22 protein-coding genes are annotated in these 25,566 nt (G+C 54.2%); 5 read left to right on the top strand and 17 right to left on the bottom strand.

Annotated features, from left to right (window positions below):
- Window position 1: 1 nt before the first annotated feature.
- The 16 genes from GA0061071_RS05625 to leuO form a co-directional block, all read right to left on the bottom strand.
- Window positions 2-922, bottom strand: coding sequence for a D-alanine--D-alanine ligase (locus GA0061071_RS05625; RefSeq protein ID WP_061497695.1), 921 nt, complete (start codon window positions 920-922; stop codon window positions 2-4).
- The gene (gene murC / locus GA0061071_RS05620; RefSeq protein ID WP_088237383.1) at window positions 915-2,387 is read right to left on the bottom strand and encodes a UDP-N-acetylmuramate--L-alanine ligase; all 1,473 of its coding nucleotides are present in this window, start codon (window positions 2,385-2,387) and stop codon (window positions 915-917) included. Before murC ends, GA0061071_RS05625 begins: the two co-directional genes overlap by 8 nt.
- A 57-nt stretch (window positions 2,388-2,444) precedes the next feature.
- Window positions 2,445-3,512 (bottom strand): undecaprenyldiphospho-muramoylpentapeptide beta-N-acetylglucosaminyltransferase, encoded by a 1,068-nt coding sequence (gene murG / locus GA0061071_RS05615; protein WP_061497699.1) that lies wholly within the window; start codon window positions 3,510-3,512, stop codon window positions 2,445-2,447.
- Window positions 3,509-4,753, bottom strand: a complete 1,245-nt coding sequence (gene ftsW / locus GA0061071_RS05610) for a cell division protein FtsW (protein WP_061497702.1) — start codon at window positions 4,751-4,753, stop codon at window positions 3,509-3,511. Before ftsW ends, murG begins: the two co-directional genes overlap by 4 nt.
- A complete protein-coding gene (gene murD / locus GA0061071_RS05605) occupies window positions 4,753-6,069 on the bottom strand; it encodes a UDP-N-acetylmuramoyl-L-alanine--D-glutamate ligase (RefSeq protein WP_061497704.1) in 1,317 nt (438 codons plus the stop codon). Before murD ends, ftsW begins: the two co-directional genes overlap by 1 nt.
- A gap of 2 nt (window positions 6,070-6,071) precedes the next feature.
- On the bottom strand, window positions 6,072-7,154 hold the full coding sequence (gene mraY / locus GA0061071_RS05600) for a phospho-N-acetylmuramoyl-pentapeptide-transferase (RefSeq protein ID WP_061497707.1): 1,083 nt from the start codon (window positions 7,152-7,154) through the stop codon (window positions 6,072-6,074).
- Window positions 7,148-8,506, bottom strand: coding sequence for a UDP-N-acetylmuramoyl-tripeptide--D-alanyl-D-alanine ligase (gene murF, locus GA0061071_RS05595; protein WP_088237382.1), 1,359 nt, complete (start codon window positions 8,504-8,506; stop codon window positions 7,148-7,150). Before murF ends, mraY begins: the two co-directional genes overlap by 7 nt.
- Window positions 8,503-9,990 carry a UDP-N-acetylmuramoyl-L-alanyl-D-glutamate--2,6-diaminopimelate ligase gene (gene murE, locus GA0061071_RS05590; protein ID WP_061497711.1) on the bottom strand — a complete coding sequence of 496 codons (1,488 nt, stop codon included), beginning with the start codon at window positions 9,988-9,990 and terminating at the stop codon, window positions 8,503-8,505. The genes murF and murE overlap by 4 nt, the downstream gene beginning before the upstream one ends.
- Window positions 9,977-11,743, bottom strand: a complete 1,767-nt coding sequence (locus tag GA0061071_RS05585) for a peptidoglycan glycosyltransferase FtsI (protein ID WP_061497713.1) — start codon at window positions 11,741-11,743, stop codon at window positions 9,977-9,979. Before GA0061071_RS05585 ends, murE begins: the two co-directional genes overlap by 14 nt.
- Window positions 11,744-11,768: 25 nt before the next feature.
- Window positions 11,769-12,134, bottom strand: coding sequence for a cell division protein FtsL (gene ftsL, locus GA0061071_RS05580; RefSeq protein ID WP_061497715.1), 366 nt, complete (start codon window positions 12,132-12,134; stop codon window positions 11,769-11,771).
- Window positions 12,131-13,072, bottom strand: coding sequence for a 16S rRNA (cytosine(1402)-N(4))-methyltransferase RsmH (gene rsmH / locus GA0061071_RS05575; protein WP_088237381.1), 942 nt, complete (start codon window positions 13,070-13,072; stop codon window positions 12,131-12,133). The genes ftsL and rsmH overlap by 4 nt, the downstream gene beginning before the upstream one ends.
- 2 nt (window positions 13,073-13,074) lie before the next feature.
- Entirely contained in the window at window positions 13,075-13,533 is a 459-nt protein-coding gene (mraZ, locus tag GA0061071_RS05570) for a division/cell wall cluster transcriptional repressor MraZ (protein WP_061497719.1), read from the bottom strand.
- A 622-nt stretch (window positions 13,534-14,155) separates the two neighbouring features.
- Window positions 14,156-15,160 (bottom strand): catabolite repressor/activator, encoded by a 1,005-nt coding sequence (gene cra / locus GA0061071_RS05555; RefSeq protein WP_061497721.1) that lies wholly within the window; start codon window positions 15,158-15,160, stop codon window positions 14,156-14,158.
- Between the two features lie 179 nt (window positions 15,161-15,339).
- Window positions 15,340-15,831 carry an acetolactate synthase small subunit gene (gene ilvN / locus GA0061071_RS05550; RefSeq protein ID WP_007373137.1) on the bottom strand — a complete coding sequence of 164 codons (492 nt, stop codon included), beginning with the start codon at window positions 15,829-15,831 and terminating at the stop codon, window positions 15,340-15,342.
- Between the two features lie 2 nt (window positions 15,832-15,833).
- Window positions 15,834-17,558: an acetolactate synthase 3 large subunit gene (ilvI, locus tag GA0061071_RS05545; protein ID WP_061497723.1), complete on the bottom strand. Its 1,725-nt coding sequence runs from the start codon at window positions 17,556-17,558 to the stop codon at window positions 15,834-15,836.
- A 385-nt stretch (window positions 17,559-17,943) separates the two neighbouring features.
- Complete coding sequence (gene leuO, locus GA0061071_RS05540) at window positions 17,944-18,906, bottom strand: transcriptional regulator LeuO (protein WP_061497724.1); 963 nt, start codon at window positions 18,904-18,906, stop codon at window positions 17,944-17,946.
- Between the two features lie 549 nt (window positions 18,907-19,455).
- On the opposite strand from leuO, the gene leuL reads away from it, so the two are divergent.
- The 5 genes from leuL to leuD all read left to right on the top strand — a co-directional run bounded on the left by leuL (window position 19,456) and on the right by leuD (window position 24,320).
- Complete coding sequence (leuL, locus tag GA0061071_RS23750) at window positions 19,456-19,542, top strand: leu operon leader peptide (protein ID WP_134319006.1); 87 nt, start codon at window positions 19,456-19,458, stop codon at window positions 19,540-19,542.
- 93 nt (window positions 19,543-19,635) lie between these two features.
- Window positions 19,636-21,207: a 2-isopropylmalate synthase gene (leuA, locus tag GA0061071_RS05535; RefSeq protein WP_088237380.1), complete on the top strand. Its 1,572-nt coding sequence runs from the start codon at window positions 19,636-19,638 to the stop codon at window positions 21,205-21,207.
- Window positions 21,207-22,298: a 3-isopropylmalate dehydrogenase gene (gene leuB / locus GA0061071_RS05530; protein ID WP_061497727.1), complete on the top strand. Its 1,092-nt coding sequence runs from the start codon at window positions 21,207-21,209 to the stop codon at window positions 22,296-22,298. The genes leuA and leuB overlap by 1 nt, the downstream gene beginning before the upstream one ends.
- Before the next feature lie 2 nt (window positions 22,299-22,300).
- Entirely contained in the window at window positions 22,301-23,704 is a 1,404-nt protein-coding gene (leuC, locus tag GA0061071_RS05525; protein WP_061497728.1) for a 3-isopropylmalate dehydratase large subunit, read from the top strand.
- 10 nt (window positions 23,705-23,714) lie between these two features.
- Entirely contained in the window at window positions 23,715-24,320 is a 606-nt protein-coding gene (gene leuD / locus GA0061071_RS05520) for a 3-isopropylmalate dehydratase small subunit (protein WP_061497729.1), read from the top strand.
- Between the two features lie 63 nt (window positions 24,321-24,383).
- Here the strand turns inward: leuD and GA0061071_RS05515 are convergent, their stop codons facing one another.
- Window positions 24,384-25,562 (bottom strand): sugar efflux transporter, encoded by a 1,179-nt coding sequence (locus GA0061071_RS05515; RefSeq protein WP_088237379.1) that lies wholly within the window; start codon window positions 25,560-25,562, stop codon window positions 24,384-24,386.
- Window positions 25,563-25,566: the final 4 nt, after the last annotated feature.

Genomic DNA, 25,566 nt, shown 5'->3' with positions numbered 1-25,566 from the left:
ATCACTCCGCCAGATCCAGAATGCGAACCACAAGTTGCGAGAAGGTCAGCCCAGCCTGTCGCGCCGCCATCGGCACCAGGCTATGACTTGTCATCCCCGGCGAGGTGTTCGCTTCCAGCAAGTAAAACTGACCGTCGCCATCCAGCATCGCATCAATTCGCCCCCACCCGCGACAACCTAAAACACGCCAGGCTTTAAGCACCAGGGACTGTAAAACCGCTTCACGCTCCTCTTCCAGACCTGATGGGCAGAAATATTTCGTCTCATCAGAGAGATACTTCGCCTCATAATCATAGAAGATTCCCGCCGGTTGAATGCGGATCGACGGTAAAATTTCATTTCCGAGTATCGCCACGGTAAATTCGGGTCCACTCAGCCATTTTTCGATCAGAACGTCATCATCATGTTGAAATGCAAGCGCTAAAGCTGCATGCAAATCATCACTGTTGTCGACTTTGGACATTCCAACGCTGGAGCCTTCGCGGCTGGGCTTGACAATAACGGGTAACCCCAGTTGGTCAATGCGTTGAATATCATCATTTTTTAGGCCTATTTCGAACGCATCACGCGTGATGTCAACAGAAGGCGCAACCGGCAGCCCCGCCCCTTGCCACAGCAGCTTGCTGCGTAATTTATCCATCGAAATCGCCGATGCCATCACGCCGCTACCGGTATAGGCCACACCGGTCAGTTCCAGTAACCCCTGCAGCGTACCGTCTTCACCACCGCGACCATGCAACGCGATAAACGCTTTGCTATAGCCCATCTCTTTCAGGCGAGTGACATCGACATCGCGCGGATCAACACCATGCGCATCCACGCCGCCTTCACGTAAGCCGCTAATTACCGCAGCACCGGAATTGAGCGAAACCTCACGCTCCGCGGAGGTGCCGCCGAGCAAAACAGCGACTTTCTCAGCCATTACTCTCCTCCGGGGTCTGCGGCTTCAGTTTACTCTCCGCCAGACTACGGGCGATTTTGCCGATATTGCCGGCGCCCTGGATCAGGATCAGATCGTTACCCGTCAGCACCGGTGCCAGCATTGCCGCAACCTGGCTTGGATCAGATACCAGAATCGGATCGATCTTGCCGCGACCACGAATCGTACGGCACAGCGAACGGCTATCCGCACCCGGGATCGCCGCTTCACCCGCCGGATACACTTCCAGCATCAGCAGCGCATCGACCTGTGTCAGCACATTGGCAAAGTCGTCATACAGATCGCGGGTACGGGTATAACGATGAGGCTGAAATACCATCACCAGTTTTTTATCCGGCCAGCCCGCACGCGCTGCTTTAATGGTGGCATCCACTTCGGTCGGGTGATGGCCATAGTCGTCAACCAGCATGGCGGTACCCGGTTTGCCATTCACACTTTCCAGCGGGAATTCACCCAGGAAGTCGAAACGACGCCCGGTTCCCTGGAAACTTTCCAGTGCACGCAGAATAGCCTCGTCTTCAATACCTTCTTCTGTCGCCACGGCAACTGCGGCGGCGGCATTCAGGGCGTTGTGACGGCCCGGCGCATTTAGCGTTACACGCAGTTCCGGCTTATCCTGACGCACCAGCGTAAAGTGCCCCTGCGGCCCAATCTGGCGATAATTCTCAACGCGAACATCCGCATCGTCGCTAAAACCGTAGGTTGTTGTCTGGCGGCCCACGCGCGGCAGCAGTTCACGGATCACCGGGTCATCAACACACATCACTGCACGGCCATAGAACGGCAGGTTGTGCAGGAAGTTGATAAACGTCGTTTTCAAATTTTCAAAGTCGCCCTGGTAGGTATCCATATGGTCGGCTTCGATATTAGTGACAATGGCCACCATCGGTTGTAAATGCAGGAAAGAAGCATCGCTCTCATCTGCTTCGGCAATCAAATAACGGCTGTGCCCCAGGCGCGCATGTACCCCGGCGGCTTTTACCAGCCCACCGTTGACGAACGTCGGGTCCAGACCCGCTTCTGCGTAAATACTTGCCACCATCGCAGTGGTGGTGGTTTTACCGTGCGTCCCGGCAATGGCGATACCATGACGAAAACGCATTAACTCCGCCAGCATCTCCGCACGGCGGATCACCGGAATACGCGCCTCGTGTGCAGCAACGATCTCCGGGTTATCGGAAGAGATGGCGCTGGAGACGACCACAACGCTGGCATCACTCACGTTTTCCGGGCGGTGATTGAAATAAATAGTGGCGCCAAGTGACGTCAACTGTTGCGTTACCGGGTTCGGGGCCAGATCGGAACCGCTGATCTGATAGCCTTCGTTGGCCAGGACTTCGGCAATACCACCCATGCCGGCACCGCCAATGCCAACGAAGTGAATGTGCCGGACGCGACGCATCTCGGGCACGATTGAACGCAGTTTCGCCAGTTCTTGTGTATTCATTCTCTAAACGCCATCGACTACTTCAAATTCGCGCGGCGCAACAGGCGCCGCCAGTATTTAGGCCTGTGCTGCCAGGCTCACTTCATGCGCCACTCGTTCGGTGGCATCCGGAATGGCCGCCGCACGCGCGCGCTCTGCCATATCCAGTAATGCTTCGCGGTTCCAGCTCGCGAGGATCGCCGCCACCGCATCAGCGGTGAATTGCGGTTGTTCCAGAATTTTCGCCGCACCGGCTTTTTCCAGCGGCAGCGCATTCCAGTATTGCTGCCGATCTTTATGCTGGAACGGCACAAACAACGCCGGTAAACCCGCAGCAGCAATTTCACTGACCGTCAGCGCACCGGAACGGCAAACCACCACATCCGCCCACGCGTAGGCTTGCGCCATATCGTCAATAAATTCCGTTACTTTATGCTGAGGCGCCCCGGCAGAGGCGTAAGCCTGCTCAACTTCCTGCTGTGCGCCCTTACCACTCTGATGCCAGAGGGTCACCGACTCACCCAGCTTTGCCGCCACCTGCGGCATGGTCTGATTCAGTACACGCGCACCTTGCGAGCCGCCGACAACCAGTACACGCACCGGACCATCTCGCCCCGGTAAACGCTGCTGCGGCAACGGAAGCGCCAACACATCAACGCGAACCGGATTCCCCACCACTTCCGCTTTCGGGAAAGCGCCAGGAAATGCCTGCATCACCTTGGTGGCAATTTTCGCCAGCCATTTGTTGGTCAAACCGGCAATGCCGTTTTGCTCATGCAGCACCACCGGGATCCCCAGCGACCAGGCCGCCAGGCCGCCAGGGCCTGAAACATAACCGCCCATCCCCAGCACTACGTCGGGTTTAAAGCGCTGCATAATCGCGCGCGCCTGACGCCAGGCGTTGAAAATACGTACCGGCGCCAGCAATTGCGCCTTGATCCCTTTGCCACGCAGGCCAGAGATACGGATAAAGTCGATCTCGATCCCATGTTTAGGCACCAGATCGGCCTCCATGCGATCCGCGGTTCCAAGCCAGCGTACTTGCCAGCCCTGATCCATTAAATGGTGCGCGACCGCAAGCCCGGGGAAAACATGCCCGCCGGTGCCGCCTGCCATCACCATTAACCGCTTCGGTTGACCACTCATCGCAAACCTCGTGTAAACGCCTGGGCTTTTTCCAGACGCGTTTCATAATCTATTCGCAGCAACAGCGTAATCGCCATCGACATAATTAATAAGCTGGAACCGCCATAGCTGATCAGCGGCAATGTTAACCCTTTGGTCGGCAGCATACCTGCGGCCGCACCTACGTTAACCAGAGCCTGGAAGCTAAACCAGATACCAATAGAGCACGCCAGAAAACCCGAGAAACGGTGGTCGATATCCAGCGCTTTACGCCCGATGGACATGGCGCGGAAAGCGACGAAGAATACCATTAAAAGTGCCAGCACCACACCGATATAACCGAGCTCTTCGCCGATAATGGAGAAGATGAAGTCGGTATGCGCTTCCGGTAAGTACTCCAGTTTCTGTATCGAATTGCCCAGCCCTTGCCCCCACAGTTCGCCGCGACCAAACGCCATCAACGACTGGGTTAACTGATAACCACTACCAAACGGATCTTCCCACGGGTTCCAGAACGACGTCACGCGGCGGATACGATACGGTTCTGCAAGGATCAACAGCACTACTGCCGAAATACCCATACCGATAATGGCGATAAACTGCCACAACTTCGCCCCTGCCAGGAACAGCATCGCCAGCGTCGTAATAAACAGCACCACCACAGTACCCAAGTCCGGCTGCGCCAGCAGTAATACTGCCAGCACGAGGATCACCCCCATCGGTTTGAGGAAGCCGCGCAGGTTGTTACGCACTTCATCGACTTTACGCACGAGGTAGTTCGCCAGATAACAGAACAGCGACAGCTTGGTGAACTCCGCAGGCTGAAAACGCATCAAACCAAGATCGATCCAGCGCGACGCACCGTTAATCGAGCTTCCCACAACCAGCACCACCAGCAACATAATGATCGCCGCGATCAGCATCACAGAGCTGTACTTCTGCCAGAACTCCATCGGTAACCGCAACGTGATGATCGCCGAGCAAAATGCAAGAAACAGGTACAACGCATGGCGTTTCGCAAAGAAAAAGGGATCGTTAGTGAGACGTTGCCCCACCGGCATTGACGCCGAGGTCACCATCACAAAACCGATAGCCGCCAGGCCCAGGGTCAACCACAGCAACGTGCGGTCATACATCACCAGGCTGTCGGTATCTTTCTCTCTGGATCCCATCACCCAGCCTTTTAATGCCGCAAACAGCCACGCCAGGATCCCAAATCCTGGCAGGCGCGGCATTCGCGGGCGGGGGAGAGTTAAACGCATCAACCTAACTCCTGCGCCAGACGGGTAAAGACATCGCCCCGTTGTTCAAAATTCTTAAACTGATCCAGGCTGGCGCACGCCGGTGACAGCAGTACCATATCGCCAGGTTGCACACGCGTAGCGATAAGGCGCATCGCCTGATCCATCGTATCGGTTTGATCGGCGATCTCCGGTCGCAGCGCTGCCAGCTCCGCACCATCACGGCCGAAGCAGTACAAACGCACGCGATCGCCACCGAGGTAACGCTTCAACGGCGAAAAATCGGCGGATTTGCCATCACCACCCAGCAACAGATGCAGCGTACCGTCAACGTTCAAACCGTTCAGCGCGGCTTCGGTGCTTCCCACATTGGTGGCTTTCGAGTCGTTGATCCAGCGCACCCCGTTATGATCCAGCGCCAACTGGAAGCGATGCGCCAGACCGGTAAATGTCGTCAGCGCTTTCAGGCTACTGGCACGCGGTAAACCTGCGGCATCGGCCAGCGCCAGCGCAGCCAACGCGTTGGTGTAGTTGTGCTGCCCGGTCAGTTTCATCTCTTTAACGTTCAGGACTTTTTCACCTTTTACCCTCAGCCAGGTTTCCCCCTGCTGGCGGTTCAGATGATAATCGCCCACATCCACGCCAAAACTGACACAGCGCTCGTCCGCGCCGCGAATCGGCATGGTGAGTGCATCATCCGCATTGACCACGCACACCTTCGCGTTTTCATAAATACGCAGCTTCGCGGCGCGATACTGCTGCAGACCAAACGGATAGCGATCCATATGATCTTCCGTCACATTCAGTATGGTTGCCGCAACAGCCTGCAGACTGGAAGTGGTTTCGAGCTGGAAGCTGGACAACTCCAGGACATACAGCTCACGCGCTTCATCCAGTAGCATGAGTGCAGGCAGACCAATATTGCCGCCGACGCCGACATTAACGCCGCCCGCTTCGGCCATCTCACCCACAAGCTTCGTTACAGTACTTTTACCGTTGGAACCGGTAATGGCCACCACCGGCGCTTGTGCTTCACGGCAGAACAGTTCGATATCGCCAACGATCTCAATACCCGCATCCGCCGCCGCACTCAAAGAAGGATGAGCCAGCGCGATGCCGGGGCTTGCGACGATCATATCCGCCGCCAGCAGCCAGTCATCGTTGAGACTACCAAGATGGCGCTCCACCTCTTCGGGCAGCTTGTCCAGCCCCGGCGGTGAAACACGCGTATCCATCACCCGCGGCGTCACGCCGCGCGCGAGGAAAAAGTCCACGCAGGAAAGACCCGTCAGGCCTAAACCGATAATGACGACTTTTTTACCCTGGTAATCTGCCATGATTAACGTACCTTCAGCGTTGCCAGGCCAATCAGCACCAGCATCAGCGAAATAATCCAGAAACGCACAATCACGCGCGGCTCTGGCCAGCCTTTCAGTTCATAGTGGTGGTGAATCGGTGCCATACGGAAAATGCGCTGCCCGCGCAGCTTAAAGGAACCCACCTGCAAAATGACCGACAGTGTTTCCACCACAAATACGCCACCCATGATCACCAACAGGAACTCCTGGCGCAGCAGCACAGCGATAATGCCTAGCGCACCACCCAGTGCCAGCGATCCCACATCACCCATAAAGACCTGAGCCGGGTAAGTGTTAAACCACAAGAAACCCAATCCTGCGCCAACAATCGCCGTACAGACGATAACCAATTCCCCGGCGTGGCGCAGATAAGGAATATGCAGGTAGTTCGCAAAGTTCATGTTCCCGGTTGCCCAGGCCACCAGCGCAAAACCACCGGCAACAAAGACGGTGGGCATGATCGCCAGGCCATCCAGACCATCTGTCAGGTTGACCGCATTACCCGTGCCGACAATCACAAAGTAGGCCAGCGCGATGTAGAGCAAGCCCAGTTGCGGCATAACATCTTTAAAGAACGGCACCACCAGTTCGGTCGCTGGCGTATCTTTGCCAGCAAGGTACAAAGCAAAGGCCACACCCAGTGCGATGACTGACATCCAGAAATATTTCCAGCGCGCGATAAGCCCTTTCGTGTCTTTGCGCACGACTTTGCGATAGTCGTCGACAAAACCAATTACGCCGTAGCCCACCAACACAACCAGCACGCACCAGACGTACGGGTTAGACGGATAAGCCCACAACAGCACGGAAACAACGATGGCGGTGAGGATCATGATGCCGCCCATCGTGGGAGTGCCACGTTTGCTGAAGTGTGACTCCGGGCCATCGTTACGTACAACCTGGCCAAAAGAGAGTTTTTGCAGGCGGGCAATCATGCGCGGCCCCATCCACAATGAGATGAAGAGCGCGGTCAGCAGGCTGACAATGGCGCGAAACGTCAGATAAGAAAAGACGTTAAAGCCTGAATAATATTTGACCAAATGTTCGGCCAGCCACACTAACATGTCCCGTTCTCCTGTAATTCGCGAACCACCTCTTCCATGGCGGAACTACGTGAACCTTTAACCAAAATGGTCAAAATTTGTTGTTCGGCAATCAGCGTTTTTAAACGCGCCACTACTGCCGCTTTATCGTTAAAATGCTCGCCAACGCCGCTGGCGGAACTTAATGCCTGACTCAACGTTCCCACGCTCAGTACTTTGTCGATACCGACAGCTTTTGCCGCTTCACCAACCTGAATGTGGCAGGCCTTACTCTCATCACCGAGTTCAGCCATGTCACCCACCACCATCACGCGGTAGCCAGGCATTTCGGCCAGCACATGTGCTGCCGCGGTCATTGACCCGACATTGGCGTTATAAGTGTCATCCAGCAGTAACTGATTTTCGCTTAACTGCACCGGGAACAGGCGACCAGGTACGGCTTTCAGATTCGCCAGCCCTTTCTTCACCGCATCGAGACTTGCGCCAACCGCCATCGCCAGCGCGGTCGCCGCCAGTGCATTGGCAATGTTGTGGCGGCCCGGCAACGGTAGCGTGATGTCAATGCTGCCGCCCGGCGTTTGTAACGTGAATTCCGTACCGTGAGAGGTCACATGAACGTTGGTCGCGGTAAAATCACTGTTCGCCGCATTCGGCGAGAAGCGCCAGACTTTGCGTTCGCCGATGATGCTCTGCCAGTTCAGCCAATCGTTGTTATCGGCATTTATAATGGCAATGCCGTTGTCCGGCAGCCCGGTGTAAATTTCACCTTTGGCCTTTGCCACGCCCGCCAGCGAACCAAAACCTTCCAGATGCGCCGCCGCCAGGTTATTCACCAGTGCCGCTTCCGGGCGGGTCAGTCCTACGGTCCAGGCGATTTCGCCCTGGTGGTTAGCCCCCAGTTCAATCACCGCGTACTGATGCTCTTTGGTCAAACGCAACAGCGTCATCGGCACGCCGATATCGTTGTTGAGGTTCCCCGCGGTATAGAGGGTATTCCCGCATTCGCTGAGAATGGCTGCGGTCATCTCTTTTACCGAGGTCTTGCCGGAAGATCCCGTCAGTGCGACAACGCGAGCCGGAACCTGCTGGCGAACCCATGCCGCCAGTTCGCCAAACGCCTGCCGGGTATCCTTCACCACCAGTTGCGGCAGGTCAGTATCCAGTTTCCGGCTGACCAACAGCGCGCCAGCACCGCCCTCTTTGGCTTTATCAGCAAAGTCATGGGCATCAAAACGTTCACCTTTCAGCGCTACAAACAGGCAACCCGGCGTTAATTTGCGGGTATCACTGGTCACCGCATCAACGGTGACATCCTGACCGTGTAATTCTGCCTGTAGAATGTGGGCAAGCTGGCCAAGCGTTACGCTAATCATGCCACTACCCCCAGCAAACGTGCGGCCGTCACGCGGTCGGAATAATCAAGACGACGCGTACCGACAATCTGGTAATCTTCATGGCCCTTACCAGCCAGCAACACCACGTCGTTTTCTTTGGCCTGCATAATAGTGTTGGTCACCGCTTCTGCGCGACCTTCCACTACATGGGCGCGGCCTGCGTCCAGCATCCCGGCAAGAATGTCATTAATAATGGCCCGGGGCTCTTCCGTGCGCGGGTTGTCATCCGTCACCACGGGCACATCCGAAAATTGTTCCGCAATGGCGCCCATCAGTGGTCGTTTGCCTTTATCACGATCGCCGCCGCAGCCAAACACGCACCACAGTTTGCCGGTGCAGTGCAGGCGTGCCGCCTGCAGCGCTTTTTCCAGCGCATCCGGCGTATGGGCATAGTCAACGACAACCGTCGGTTTTCCCGGTGCGCTGAACACTTCCATACGCCCACAAACCGGCTGCAGTTGGGAGGCCGTTTTCAGTAAGTCATGAAGCGGATAACCCAGCGCCAACAGCGTTGCCAACGCCAGCAGCAAATTGCTGACGTTAAATGCGCCCATCAGACGGCTTTCAATTTCGCCTTCACCCCATGAGGAATCAAAGCGAATCGTGGCACCGCTGTCGTGATACTCCACCGCCACAGCTTTCAACCAACGGCCATGGCAGTTCGGGTTGATATGATCTTCCATCGATACCGCGACCGCATCCGGCAGATTCGCCAGCCAGCGGCGCCCCACTTCGTCATCGGCGTTTACGATCGCCTGACCATAGTGGTGCGAGGAAAACAGCAGCCATTTCGCCGCTTCGTACTGCGTCATATCACCGTGATAATCAAGATGATCGCGGCTTAAATTGGTAAATACGGAGGCGACAAATTTCAATGCGGCAACGCGATGCTGCACCAAACCGTGTGATGAAACTTCCATCGCCGCAAGGGTTGCCCCTTGTTGCGCAAGGCTGGCAATCACGTGCTGCACATCCACCGCAGAGCCGGTGGTATTTTCCGTTGGGCTGACTTTGCCCAACAAACCGTTACCCACGGTCCCCATCACCGCACTGGTTTCACCCAGTAACTGACTCCATTGCGCCAGCAGTTGTGTGGTGGTGGTTTTACCGTTGGTGCCGGTTACGCCAATCAGGCGTAATTGTTCAGAAGGCTCACCGTAAAAACGGCCCGCCAGCGCAGAAAGGCGCTCATTTAACTGGCTGAGATAAATGACCGGCACGCCGTGCATTTCACGAATTTCACCGTCATTTGCTTCGCCTTTCGCTTCAGCAATAATGGCAGCAACACCTTGCGCAATCGCCTGCGGGATATAACGACGCCCGTCCGCCTGATGACCGACCACCGCCACAAAGAGATCACCCGATGCAGCCACACGGCTGTCGAGCGTCATCTCCCGCAGTGCTCGCTCCGGCGCACCAGGCACCCACGGAGCGAGAAGGTCGCGCAAATTACGATCTGCCACCTGTTCCCTCGCCTTGATTAATTACAAACTCACTTTTCTCGCCCGTGGTCAGCGCATCCGGCTCAATGTTCATGGTGCGCAGAACGCCGCCCATGATGGCACCGAAGACCGGCGCAGACACGGCGCCACCGTAGTATTTACCCGCTTGCGGATCGTTAATGACCACCACCAGCGCAAAGCGCGGGCGGCTGGCTGGCGCGACGCCAGCGGTGTAAGCAATGTATTTATTGATATAGCGACCATCCGGACCGACTTTTTTGGCTGTACCGGTCTTGATAGCGATGCGATACCCTTTGATGGCTGCCTTCACCCCGCCGCCGCCTGGCAGCGCAACACTCTCCATCATATGCACCACAGTGCGCACAATGGGCTCGGCAAAGACACGTTCGCCCGGCACGGGCGGATCAACTTTGGTAATCGACAGCGGGCGATAGATGCCATAGCTGCCAATCGTTGCGTAGACACGCGCTAACTGTAACGGCGTTACCATTAGCCCGTAGCCAAAAGAGAAGGTGGCCCTCTCTATGTCAGACCACCGTTGTTTTTGAGGAAATAAGCCACTGCGTTCCCCGACCATCCCCAAATTGGTCGTTTTTCCCAGTCCAAAACGTGAGTAAGTATCTACTAACGCTGAGGAGGGCATCGCTAACGCCAGTTTTGACACACCAACGTTACTCGACTTCTGTAGTACCCCGGTGAGGGTCAATTCGCTGTAACGCGCCACGTCTTTGATTTCATGGCCGTTAATACGATAAGGCACGGTATTTAACACCGTGTTCGGGTTCACCACACCGCGCTGCAACGCGGTCATTACCACCATGGGCTTAACGGTGGAACCCGGTTCGAAGACGTCGGTGATAGCGCGGTTGCGCATGGCATCCTGCGCCGTACCGGTGAAGTTATTCGGGTTATACGAGGGGCTATTCGCCATCGCCAGCACCTCACCGGTGTTAACATCCACCAACACCGCGCTACCGGACTCTGCTTTGTTAAAAGCCACCGCGTTATTCAGTTCACGGTAGACCAGCGCCTGCAAGCGCTCATCGATGCTCAGTGCCAGGTTATGCGCAGCCTGGCTGTCCGTTGAAGAAATATCTTCGATAACGCGGCCATAGCGATCTTTACGCACAATACGTTCGCCCGGTTGCCCGGTTAACCACTTATCAAAACTTTTCTCAACCCCTTCAATCCCCTGGCCGTCAACGTTGGTAAAGCCAATGAGGTGAGCGGTTACTTCCCCGGACGGGTAGTAACGGCGAGACTCTTCCCGCAGGTGGATGCCCGGCAGCTTGAGTTTTTTGATGTAGTCGCCCAGATCCGGGTTGACCTGGCGGGCCAGATAGATAAAACGCATTTTGGGGTTGGCATTAATGCGCGCAGCGAGTTGATCGAGCGGCATGTTCAGCGCGTCGGAAAGGGCTTTCCAGCGGTTATCCAGCGTAACGCCGCCAGCATCGTGTAATTCTTTCGGATCGGCCCAAATGGCTTTCACCGGCACACTTACCGCCAGCGGACGACCGGAGCGATCGGTAATCATCCCGCGCGATGTCGCGACTTCCTGAACGCGCAGGGAACGCATGTCCCCTTCACGCACCAGCATATCCGGGTTGACGATTTGCAAATACGCGACCCGGCAAAGCAGGAATCCCAGCGCCAGTAAAATGCAACCGCAAAGCAACGCAAAACGCCAACTCACAAAGTTGGCCTGTTCTTCCTGGCGTTTCGGTTTAAGCGTCTTCGCCGCTGCTTTCATGCGTCGCGTGATTCCTTATTCGTCACTATTTCTGTACCACGATATTTTCCTGGGAGGGATCGACATGCTGCATTTGCAGCTTTTCCGTCGCGATCCGTTCAACCCGGCTGTGATCGCCAAGCGCGTTCTCTTCCAGGATCAGGTTACGCCACTCGATATCCAGCGCATCACGTTCGAGAACCATCTGCTCGCGCTGCGCGGTTAATAAGCGTGTGTGGTGAGAGGTGGTCACCACCGTCACCGCCGTCATGATGATGCAAATGAACAGACAGAGTGGCAGTTTCCCAAATCGCAAAAGATCGTCGCCGATCACGCCAGGCAAAGCATGGCGCTCGTTGCTTCCTAACGATCCTTTCATTTTGCTCAGGGTCTCTGTCACTCTGCCGATCATGCGTTCGTCCTCTCTGCAATACGCAGAACTGAACTACGGGCACGTGGGTTTTCAGCCACTTCTTCTTCACCCGGCATCAACTTTCCTAATGCTCGCAACTGACGGCCACCCAGTTTCCTGAGTTGCTCTTCGGTCATCGGCAACCCGGCAGGAACCTGCGGGCCCCGGCTTTGTTCACGCATAAAGCGTTTTACAATCCGGTCTTCCAGCGAATGGAAGCTGATAATCGAAAGCCGCCCTCCCGGGGCCAGCACGCCGAGCGAGTTTTTTAGCGCCTGCTCGATCTCCTCCAGTTCACTGTTCACCCAAATGCGCACCGCCTGGAAGGTACGGGTCGCGGGATGTTTGAACTTGTCTTTCACCGGTGTCGCCGCCGCAACCACTTCCGCCAGCTCCTTTGTACGGGTCATCGGGTCAACGCGGTTACGCTCAACAATGGCGCGGGCAATACGCTTGGCAAAACGCTCTTCGCCAAAGGTCTTCAACACCCAGGCAATATCGGCTTCTTCAGCGGTTTGCAGCCATTCGGCTGCGGACTGGCCACGCGTAGGATCCATACGCATATCCAGCGGCCCATCACGCATAAAAGAGAAACCGCGTTCAGGATCGTCAAGTTGCGGTGAAGAAACGCCAAGATCGAGAAGAATTCCATCGATCTTGCCAATAAGGTCACGCTCGCTGACATAATCAGCAAGCGCAGAGAAAGGTCCATGAATGATGGAGAAGCGAGGATCATCAATGGTTTGAGCTACAGCAATCGCCTGCGGATCGCGATCGATCGCCAGCAAGCGTCCTGCCGCTCCCAGACGGGAGAGGATCAGGCGCGAGTGACCACCGCGACCAAAAGTGCCATCGATGTAAATGCCATCCGGACGAATATTCAGGCCATTAACGGCCTCATCCAGCAGCACCGTCGTGTGTTTAAAATTTTCCATCATCTTTACAGAGACAAATCCTGCAATCGATCCGAAAGCGCTTCGGAACCCGATTGCTCAGCGTCGATATCTTCCTTGACCTGTTGATACCAGGTCGTTTCGTCCCACAGCTCAAATTTATTGAACTGCCCGACCAGCATCACTTCTTTGGTCAGCCCGGCGTGTTGTCGCAAAACAGGTGCGATCAATAAACGCCCGGCGCTATCCATCTGGCACTCGCTGGCGTGTCCCAGCAATAAACGTTGTACGCGCCGCTCAAGCGGATTCATGCTCGACAGACGCGACAATTTTTGCTCGATAATTTCCCATTCGGGCAGAGGGTAAAGCAGCAGGCATGCGTGACGGATGTCAATGGTACACACCATCTGACCGGAAGCATTCTCCTGCAGCAAATCCCGATAACGGGTCGGAACGGATAACCGCCCTTTGCTGTCGAGATTGACTAACGTCGCGCCACGGAACATGTCCGGTTCACCCCCAGGTGATCTTTTTCACCACTTTATCCCACAAAATCCCACCAAGGGAGTTTACGGAGCGGAGGAAAAGCTTGTCAAGCCAGCGCAAAGGCTAACCAGAGCAAAAGATCCCTTATTCGCAGTGAATATCTGCGTTGGTGAATTACTGCTCAGCTTACGAGGCAAATTAACGTCATGAATATTTGCAAGAAAAAAAACAGAATATGCGCACCGGCGTTTAAAACCATTCAATTTCTGCGCGCGAAATATAAAGTGTCAGTTTGCGACGCGGGCGGCATTTTAAGACATATTGACGCACCTGAACAGTGCCAGTTACGTGCGGCTGCACTTAGCGTGGCGGCAGATGAGAGATGGTAAAATCTGTCTGCCAGAAGCGGTTGTTAATTCGGCAATTGCGCTCTTTTTTCAGATGTAACAATTTAATACAGAAATCATGTTCAGTTACTTCTCAATAACACATAAAAATTGGATTTAAAGAAACAACCTGAATAAATAAAAAGCCACCTGATAAAAAATAAGGATTTATCTTAGGAAGATGAAAAGCAATAAAATGATTAAAGACAGTCACCAAAACAAAAAAGGCAGCTGCCGCTGCCTTTAATGTCGATGATTAAACGCGACTTAATATCCCGCGACGGTAGAGATTGCGGCGGATGCGGCTCAGACCTGCTTTCGGTTTGCGCGGCTCGTCGAGGCTTGCCAGCACAATTTCCAGTACACGCTCAGCCACATCACGATGACGCTGCGCAACAGCAAGCACCGGGCATTGCAGGAAATCCAGCAGTTCGTGATCGCCAAAGGTCGCAATGGCTAAATCAGACGGCAGTTTACCGTCGCGGCGTAAGGTCACATCCAGCACGCCCTGCAATAACGCAAACGAAGTGATAAACAGCGCTTGTGGCATCGGGTTCGTTTCCAGCCATTTTTCGAACAACTGAGCCGCGGCTTCCCGCTCGTAGCTATTAGCGTAGAGATACTGCACCTCGCGCGGATCGTCTTTCCAGGCGGTGCGGAACCCTTGCTCACGCAGGAAGCTGACCGACAGCTCGGGCAGCGCGCCCATGTACAGCACGCGTTCAGCCGGGAATTTGCGCAGTTCTGCCGCCAGCATTTCTGAATCGTCCTGATCGGCACCTACCACGCTGGTGAAGTGTTCACGATCCAGCGCACGATCCAGTGCGACAATGGGGAAAGAGTCATTTGCCCAGCGCTGATAGAAAGGATGCTCCGGCGGCAGCGAAGTGGAAACGATGATCGCATCCACCTGGCGCTGCAGGAGATGTTCAATACAGCGCATTTCGTTATCAGGTTGATCTTCCGAACAGGCAATCAGCAACTGATAACCACGCTGACGGGCCTGCCGTTCCAGATAGTTAGCAATACGGGTGTAACTCGTATTTTCGAGATCGGGGATAACCAGCCCAATAGAGCGAGTACGTCCTGCTCGCAACCCAGCCGCTACCGCATTCGGGTGGTAGTTATGCTCACGAACGACGGCCATGACTTTTTCAACGGTTTTGTCGCTGACACGATATTGCTTCGCCTTACCATTGATGACGTAGCTTGCCGTGGTTCGTGAGACGCCAGCTAGCCGGGCGATTTCATCCAGTTTCACAATTTCCCCTTAAAATAGTGCACTCCATAACCTTTTTAGGGATATAGGCTAATTTCCATAACATCTAAGCGCAGAATAGGCACTGCGGCAACCGCTTTCGTCTCTGGTTCCATCTGATTTCGCAAAAAAAAGGCCCGACACCGGATGTCAGGCCTTTAAATGCTGAAGGCTAATCACGCTTAACGCATGATTTTATCACCGCGTGACAACCCCACCACGCCGGAGCGTGCAACCTCAACGATTTTTGCCACGTCACGAATGGTCGCTAAAAATGCGTCCAGCTTATCGCTGGTGCCGGCAAGCTGAACCGTATAAATAGAAGGCGTAACATCAATGATCTGACCGCGAAAGATCTCTGCATTGCGCTTCACTTCTTCGCGCCCGTAGCCGCTGGCCTGGATCTTCACCAGCATGATCTCACGCTCAACGTAAGCCCCCTGCCCCAGCTCATTCACACGCAGGACATCGACCAGTTTATGCAGTTGCTTTTCAATTTGTTCCAGCACTTTCTGATCGCCGACGGTCTGGATCGTCATGCGCGACAATGTGGGATCGTCCGTGGGCGCAACCGTCAGGCTTTCAATGTTATAGCCACGCTGTGAGAACAGACCAATCACGCGCGATAACGCACCTGACTCATTTTCCAGTAAGACAGACAGTATCCGCCGCATAATCAGGTCCTCTCCGTTTTGCTTAACCACATCTCATCCATGCCGCCACCGCGGATCTGCATCGGATAAACGTGTTCACTACCGTCAACGGTAACATCAACAAATACCAGGCGATTATTCTTCACCTGCTCCAGCGCCTGCGCGAGCTTTTGTTCCAGCTCTTCCGGACGCGTAATATTGATACCTACGTGACCATACGCTTCCGCCAGGCGAGCAAAATCCGGGAGCGACTGCATGTAAGATTGCGAATGGCGACCAGAATAGATCATATCCTGCCACTGCTTCACCATCCCCAGGTAACGGTTGTTGAGATTCAGCACCAGCACCGGCAACTCATATTGCAGCGCCGTAGAAAGCTCCTGAATATTCATCTGGATGCTGCCGTCCCCGGTGACACAGATGACCATCTCATCCGGGAAGGCCATTTTTACGCCAAGCGCCGCAGGCAAACCAAAGCCCATAGTGCCCAGCCCCCCCGAATTGATCCAGCGCCGCGGCTTATCAAAGCGATAATAGAGCGCCGCAAACATCTGGTGTTGCCCGACATCGGACGTGACATACGCATCGCCATGAGTTAAACGCCAGATGGTTTCGATCACCGCCTGCGGTTTGATACTCTCACTTTGCGTGTCATATTTCAGGCACTGTCGCGCACGCCACTGATCGATGCGCAGCCACCAGTCGCGAATATCATCTGGCGATTGCGGATAGGTCTCTTGTTCCAGCAACTCCAGCATTTGCTCCAGCACCAGCCGCGCATCCCCCACGATAGGCACATCCGCCTGCACCGTTTTAGAAATAGAGGTAGGATCGATATCGATATGCAGCACTGTGGCTTCCGGGCAATATTTTGCCAGGTTGTTGGTTGTGCGATCGTCAAAACGTACGCCCACCGCAAAAATAACGTCGGCGTTGTGCATGGTCATGTTAGCTTCATAGGTGCCATGCATACCCAGCATGCCAAGCGACTGACGGTGCGACGCCGGGAAAGCGCCCAACCCCATCAAAGACGATACCACCGGTAAATTGAGCTTTTCCGCAAGCTGGCGCAGCTGAGTTTCACAGGCGGAATTAATCGCGCCACCACCAACATAGATAACCGGCTTTTTAGCTGCGCTCAGCGTTTGTAAGGCGCGTTTGATTTGCCCTTTATGCCCCTGCGTAGTGGGGTTGTAGGAACGCATGCTGACCGACTCCGGCCAGACATAAGGCAGCTTGTTAGCCGGATTCATGATGTCTTTCGGCAAATCGACGACCACCGGCCCCGGCCGGCCACTGGCCGCCAACCAGAACGCTTTCTTTAATACTCCGGGGATGTCTTCGGTTTGCTTAACCAAGAAACTGTGTTTCACTACCGGGCGGGAAATCCCCACCATGTCGCACTCCTGAAAAGCATCATAGCCAATCAAAGAGGTCGCCACCTGCCCGGACAGCACCACCAATGGAATCGAATCCATATACGCCGTGGCAATACCGGTGATAGCGTTTGTCGCCCCCGGACCGGAAGTCACCAGCACCACACCGACTTCCCCCGTGGCTCGCGCCAGTCCGTCAGCCATGTGTACTGCAGCCTGTTCATGGCGTACTAATACATGTTCTATACCGCCAATAGTATGCAGGGCATCGTAGATATCGAGGACCGCGCCTCCGGGATAACCGAACACCTTCTTGACGCCTTGATCGATAAGCGATCGGACGACCATCTCGGCTCCAGACAACATCTCCATGGTTTGCCTCCAGGCTTTCGTTTGTCGATTGACAGCGAAAATCATTTCCGCACTGTCGCACTGTACAGAACAGGAAGTCCCTGCCTTCTGATTATGAATGGCAGTTACCATAACCGCTCAAAATCTGGCAAGCAATCAGCAAACCGTCGCCGCCCACCCGCCGGAAAAGAGGAAAAACGAAGTCCACAAACAAGAATTGGTGGAAACCTCTGTGATAAGCAAAGACGATGACCATTCATCATCCGAACCGCAGCATGTTCAGTAATTCATGCATTTTTAACGCGAACACCGACGCCACTACAGACGAAAATCAGGACAAAATACTGGCAGTGAAAATCAAGGCAGAATAAACCAGGCGTTTAAAGCCTGGTTTATTGAAGGCATGTCAGCGGCGGCAGACAGAGACGAGCACCTCTTCCATCCACTGATGGCCTTTGTCACGCCCCGCCGCTTCGTGCCAGGAGAGGTAGCACGTTCGGCTTTTCAGCCGAAGAGGCAACGGAAGCGCCTGTAATTCCAGACTCGCAGCAAATTCATCCACGAGCCAACGCGGCGCAATGGCCACCAGGTGGGTTTGTGAAACCACGTTTAACACGCTGGTCAGCGCCATCCCTTGATAAGCAATGCGGCTTTGCTTTTCGGGCGTGTCATACCAGGGCTGGCTAAAAGAAGCATAGCGTTCGAGGGAAACAACGGCGTGCTGCTCATTAAAAACGTCCGCTTCTGTGATGATTGCATCAATTCGCGGATGCTTTTTACTGACAACCAGCACCATGTCATCTTTAAAAAGCGGTACACAGGAAAACTCCGGGCGACGAAATTCTTCGTAGCCGACCACAAATTCAACTTCCTGGTAACGCAATTGATGTTCAGTATTGTGATTAAGCGCAGACTTGAACACTAAATGAATATTGGGGGCGAGTTTCTGAACATTTTTGTAAATTATGGATGTTAAAAAATTATCAAGCGGACTGCAGACACAAAGATTAAACACGCGTTCGCTGGTCACCGGTTCAAAACCGGAGCCTGGTAACTCATTTTGCACCAATTGCAAGGCCTGTCGAATGGAGCCAAAAAGCTGAAATGCGCGTGTAGTCGGCTGGATCCCCCGTCCATAACGAACAAAGAGCTCGTCATTAAACATCAACTTAAGCCGTGCAACGGCATTACTCACCGCAGGTTGTGACATACCGAGCGAATGCGCTGCCCGGGTGATGTTTTGTTCTTGCATCACCGCGTCAAAGACGGTGAGTAAATTCAGATCAACGGAACGTAACTGTGGCTTACCTACCTCACTAATCTTATGGTTATCAACGACTTTCCCTGGAGTGTTGCATGCTGTCGTCATGATAAGCTCCCTTCGCTTGTATAATAATAATATTCAGGAAGATGATTTATCATGCATATAGCATTATTAGAAGTGAGCCACAGCAAATTAGGATTATATAAAGCCCGATAGCTAAGTGCACAAAACAAATAAAAAAAAGCAACAGCAATATTATCTATTCCGAATGCGAATTAATACCTCTGAATTATAAAAGCAACGTAACTATCATCATAAAATAATTGACAACGCTATCGCTTATGTCCAATAAAATTAATGCTCATTTTATTGAGTACACTTAAGTTAAACAACTATTATGACGCACGCCACCATTTCATCTCAGGAAGTCCTGTTTCCGCGGCTCCGTGGTTCATGTCAATCCGATAATGACAATAAAACTGGCCTTAACATACAACCAGTAATTTTGTTTTTCTTTTTTCACGCAGAATAATTGACTAACCAGCCATAAAATAATCCGAGTCAACCAAGGGCCATTTTTAGCGGCAAGGGTTGACATTGTTCGGCGTATCCAGTACCACTAAAAGCATATCGCATTCATCTGGAGCATGATTCATGATTCGCAACGTCGGTTTCGCTGGTCTACTACTACTAAACGCATCTCTCGTGCGCGGTAGACCGGTGGGCGATATTCAGAGTTGAATCGTCTTCCAGTTTAAGACTAAGAACCCGCGCCTTGGCGCGGGTTTTTTTATGCTCGTAGCGAGGCGACCTAAGAGAAAAAGGACCTAAACCATGAGCCAGCAAGTCGTTATTTTCGATACCACATTACGCGATGGCGAACAGGCGTTACAGGCAAGCCTGAGCGTGAAAGAGAAGCTGCAAATCGCCCTGGCGCTGGAACGTATGGGTGTCGATGTGATGGAAGTCGGTTTCCCGGTTTCGTCCCCGGGTGATTTTGAATCCGTACAGACTATTGCGCGCCAGGTGAAAAATAGCCGGGTTTGCGCCCTCGCCCGCTGCGTAGAAAAAGATATCGATGTCGCAGCAGAATCGTTAAAAGTGGCGGAAGCATTTCGTATTCACACGTTTATCGCCACCTCCCCCATGCACATCGCCACCAAGTTGCGCAGCACGCTGGATGAAGTCATTGAACGTGCAATCTATATGGTAAAACGTGCGCGCAATTATACCGACGATGTTGAATTCTCCTGTGAAGATGCAGGCCGTACACCGATTGACGATCTGGCGCGCGTTGTGGAAGCGGCGATCAACGCAGGGGCAAAAACCATCAATATTCCGGATACCGTCGGTTACACCATGCCCTTTGAATTCGCCAACATCATCTCCGGCCTGTATGAACTCGTGCCTAATATTGATAAAGCGATTATCTCCGTTCACACCCACGATGACTTAGGTTTAGCAGTAGGCAACGCCATCGCGGCAGTGCATGCGGGTGCACGCCAGGTAGAAGGCGCAATGAACGGTATCGGCGAACGTGCCGGTAACTGTTCACTGGAAGAAGTGATCATGGCGATTAAAGTGCGCAAAGACATTATGAACGTGCACACCCGTATTAATCACCATGAAATCTGGCGCACCAGCCAGACGGTTAGTCAAATCTGCAACATGCCGATCCCGGCGAACAAAGCGATTGTCGGTACCGGCGCTTTCGCCCACTCTTCCGGTATTCACCAGGATGGCGTGCTGAAAAACCGTGAAAACTACGAAATCATGACCCCGGAATCCATCGGTCTGAACCAGGTACAGCTGAACCTGACCTCCCGTTCAGGTCGCGCGGCAGTAAAACACCGTATGGAAGAGATGGGCTACAAAGAAGCCGATTACAATCTGGATAACCTGTACGACGCCTTCCTGAAACTGGCGGATAAAAAAGGCCAGGTCTTTGATTACGATCTGGAAGCTCTGGCGTTCATTAACAAGCAGCAGGAAGAGCCAGAACATTTCCGTCTGGACTATTTCAACGTGCAGTCTGGTTCCAACAATATCGCCACCGCCTCGGTGAAACTGGCCTGTGGAGACGAAATCAAAACAGAAGCTGCCAACGGTAACGGTCCGGTCGATGCTCTCTATCAGGCCATTAACCGTGTCACCGAATACGACATTGAGCTGGTGAAATACGGCTTGAGCGCCAAAGGCCACGGCAAAGACGCACTGGGCCAGGTGGATATCGTGGTGAATTATAACGGCCGTCGTTTCCATGGCGTCGGTCTGGCGACCGACATTGTTGAATCCTCCGCCAAGGCCATGGTGCACGTGCTGAACAGCATCTGGCGTGCTGCGGAAGTTGAACAAGAATTGCAACGCAAAGCTCAGAACAAAGAGAACAACAAGGAAACCGTGTGATGTCGAAGAATTACCATATTGCTGTGTTGCCGGGCGATGGCATTGGCCCGGAAGTCATGGCGCAAGCCCTGAAAGTACTGGAAGCCGTGCGTAACCGTTTTGGCCTGCACATTACCACCAGCCATTATGACGTTGGCGGCATCGCGATTGATCGCCACGGGAACCCGTTGCCACAGGCAACGGTTGTAGGCTGCGAGCAGGCTGATGCTATTCTGTTCGGCTCTGTTGGCGGTCCGAAATGGGAAAACCTGCCCCCGGCGCAGCAGCCGGAACGCGGCGCGCTGCTGCCGTTGCGTAAGCACTTTAAATTGTTCAGCAACCTGCGTCCGGCCAAACTGTACCAGGGTCTGGAAGCATTCTGCCCGCTGCGCGAAGACATCGCAGCAAATGGCTTCGACATTCTGTGCGTGCGCGAATTAACCGGCGGTATCTACTTCGGTCAGCCAAAAGGGCGCGAAGGAACAGGCCAGCACGAAAAAGCGTTTGATACCGAGGTGTATCACCGTTTTGAGATCGAGCGTATCGCGCGTATCGCCTTTGAATCCGCACGCAAGCGCCGTAAAAAAGTGCACTCTATCGACAAAGCCAACGTCCTGCAGACATCATTGTTATGGCGCGAAATCGTCAACGAAATCGCAACGGAATACCCGGATGTTGAACTGGCTCATATGTATATCGACAACGCGACCATGCAGTTGATTAAAGATCCGTCCCAGTTCGATGTGCTGCTGTGTTCAAACCTGTTTGGCGACATTCTGTCTGATGAATGCGCCATGATCACGGGCTCCATGGGTATGCTGCCTTCGGCCAGTCTGAACGAACAAGGATTTGGTCTGTATGAACCGGCTGGTGGCTCAGCGCCGGATATCGCCGGTAAAAATATCGCTAACCCGATTGCACAGATCCTGTCGCTGGCGCTGTTACTGCGCTACAGCCTGGACGCTGACGATGCGGCTTCCGCCATCGAAAGCGCCATCAACCGTGCTTTAGAAGAAGGTGTACGCACTGGCGATTTAGCCCGCGGCGCTGCCGCCGTTAGTACCGATGAGATGGGTGACATCATCGCCCGCTATGTCACTGAAGGGGTATGATCATGGCCAAGAGCTTGTATGAAAAACTGTTTGACGCCCATGTGGTCTATGAAGCGCCAAATGAAACCCCGCTGTTGTATATCGACAGACATCTGGTGCATGAAGTGACGTCACCGCAGGCTTTTGATGGCTTGCGCGCTCATCATCGTCCGGTTCGTCAGCCGGGTAAAACCTTTGCTACCATGGATCACAACGTCTCCACGCAGACCAAAGACATCAACGCCTCAGGCGAGATGGCGCGCATCCAGATGCAAGAGCTGATCAAAAACTGTAACGAGTTCGGCGTTGAGCTGTATGACCTGAACCATCCTTATCAGGGCATCGTCCATGTGATGGGGCCGGAACAGGGCATTACCCTGCCGGGCATGACCATTGTGTGTGGCGACTCTCATACCGCAACGCACGGCGCATTTGGCGCGCTGGCCTTCGGCATCGGGACCTCTGAAGTTGAACACGTACTGGCAACGCAAACCCTGAAACAGGGTCGTGCGAAGACCATGAAAATCGAAGTGAAAGGCAAAGCCGCGCCGGGTATCACCGCGAAAGATATCGTGCTGGCGATTATCGGTAAAACTGGCAGCGCAGGCGGTACAGGGCATGTGGTGGAGTTCTGCGGCGAGGCGATCCGCGCCCTGAGCATGGAAGGCCGTATGACACTGTGCAACATGGCCATTGAGATGGGCGCAAAAGCAGGTCTGGTCGCCCCGGATGAAACCACGTTCAACTATGTGAAGGGCCGTCTGCACGCGCCGAAGGGCAAAGATTTTGACGACGCCATCGCGTACTGGAAGACCCTGAAAACCGATGAAGACGCGGTCTTCGACACCGTGGTAACACTGCAGGCGGAAGAGATTGCGCCGCAAGTGACCTGGGGCACTAACCCAGGTCAGGTTATCTCCGTCACCGACAAAATTCCCGATCCGGCTTCCTTTGCCGATCCGGTAGAGCGCGCCTCGGCGGAAAAAGCGCTGGCCTATATGGGCCTCAAACCCGGCGTTCCGCTGACCGACGTGGCGATCGATAAAGTCTTTATCGGCTCCTGCACCAACTCACGTATTGAAGATTTGCGGGCAGCGGCAGAAATCGCCAAAGGGCGCAAAGTCGCACCGGGCGTACAGGCCCTTGTGGTTCCAGGCTCCGGCCCGGTGAAAGCGCAGGCAGAAGCCGAAGGCCTGGATAAGATTTTTATCGAAGCCGGTTTTGAATGGCGTTTGCCGGGCTGCTCTATGTGCCTGGCAATGAACAATGACCGCCTGAACCCAGGCGAGCGTTGTGCATCCACCAGTAACCGTAACTTTGAAGGCCGCCAGGGCCGCGGCGGACGCACGCACCTGGTGAGCCCGGCCATGGCGGCTGCCGCCGCAGTTACCGGCCATTTCGCTGATATTCGCAGCCTGCAGCAATAAGGAGACCACCATGGCAGAGAAATTTACCCAACATACCGGCCTGGTTGTTCCGCTGGATGCCGCTAACGTCGATACCGACGCCATTATCCCGAAGCAGTTTTTGCAGAAGGTCACCCGTACAGGATTTGGCGCGCATCTGTTCAACGACTGGCGTTTTCTCGATGATCAGGGCCAGCAGCCGAACCCGGAGTTCGTGCTGAATTTTCCGCAATACAAAGGCGCATCGATTTTACTGGCGCGCGAAAACTTTGGTTGCGGCTCCTCACGTGAACACGCACCGTGGGCGCTAACCGACTACGGTTTCAAGGTGGTTATCGCCCCGAGCTTTGCCGACATATTCTATGGCAATAGCTTCAACAACCAGTTGCTGCCGGTTACGCTGAGCGATGAAGAGGTGGATACCTTGTTCAAACTGGTGCAAAGCAACCCGGGCATTACGTTTGAGGTTGACCTGGAAGCGCAGGTGGTAAAAGCAGGCGACAAGTCTTACAGCTTCACGCTTGACGCCTTCCGTCGCCACTGCATGCTGAACGGTCTGGACAGCATCGGCCTGACGTTGCAGCATGAAGACGCTATTGCCGCATACGAAAACAAACAGCCAGCTTTTATGGGCTAAATGAACCGCCATCCGGTGTAATGCCGGGTGGCGTTTTGCTCGATACGCAGGTCTGCCAGCCACTCACACATCTTTGACCCGACTGGTGAGCAGCAACGCCGCCACTGAAATCGCTGCAATCCCTGCATACACCGAGCCATGACCAAAACGTTGCGCCAGCGCGCCCTGGATAACGCCCGCCAGGATAACACCGGTTGAGATGCTGTTGGTGAATAACGTCGTTGCCGCACCTGCGCGTCCCGGCATCAGATCCTGAAACCACAACATACCAATCCCGGCAACAATGCCAATAAACACCGCGTTAAACAGTTGCAATACCAACAATGCCGTCTGGCTATGAAAAAACAGTAATCCCATATAGAACAGCACGCCCGCCGCGACCGCAGTCACCATCATGCGCCGCTTGCCCACGCGTTTAACCGCATAACCCGCCAGGATCATCGCCGGGATCTCCAGCCCAGCCGCCGTTCCCATCAGGATCCCGGCCAGCTTGTCCGGCAGACCAAGCTCAAGGCTTATCCACAGCGGCATATCAATAATGTACATGGTATTGCAGGTCCACATCAGCGTGGAGGCGATAAACAACATGCGTACGTTTTTATCACGCCAGCCCCCTACCTGCGTTACCGCCACGTCGGCTGGCTGCGCAATACGCGTGACCGAAGGCAACCAGAAAGCAATTAACACCAGGCTAATCACAAATAGCCCGGCAGCAATGGTGAACATGGCGGTAAAGCCGTAATTTAACGCCAGCATAAACGCCAGCGGCGGGCCGATGACCCAGGCCAGGGAAAGTTGCGCACGCATGACCGAGCTGAACATCACCACTTCCTGCGCGGAACTGTCTGCGTACTCACGGGCCAGCGCAAAAAGCTGCGGCATGGCGGTATTAGCCAGTGAGGCCAGCAATACACCGCAGGTAATTAATGTCAGATAATGGCGGTTAAACGCGAAGAGCAATGCGTTGCCAACCGCCATCAGGCAGCAAAAGAGGATCAATTTCCGGCGATCACCCTGGCTGTCGGAGCGCTTTGCCAGCCAGAGGCTCACCAGGATCCCGGCAATCGCATTGACGGTATAAAAGAGTCCAACCCAGAAAGGCTCCGCACCCACTTCGCGGCTTAGAAACAGGCTGAGCGTCGGTGCCTGCACAGCCCCGGCAACTCCCATCATAAATGCGACGATCATAAAAGCGACATACACACCGTTCAGGCGGCGTCCCATCGTCATCAACCAGAGCATGAGC

This window comes from Kosakonia oryzendophytica, from assembly GCF_900094925.1.
Classification (GTDB): domain Bacteria; phylum Pseudomonadota; class Gammaproteobacteria; order Enterobacterales; family Enterobacteriaceae; genus Kosakonia; species Kosakonia oryzendophytica.
Note: the sequence above shows the minus strand (reverse complement) of the source record. Positions and strands in the feature narration are given on the sequence as shown.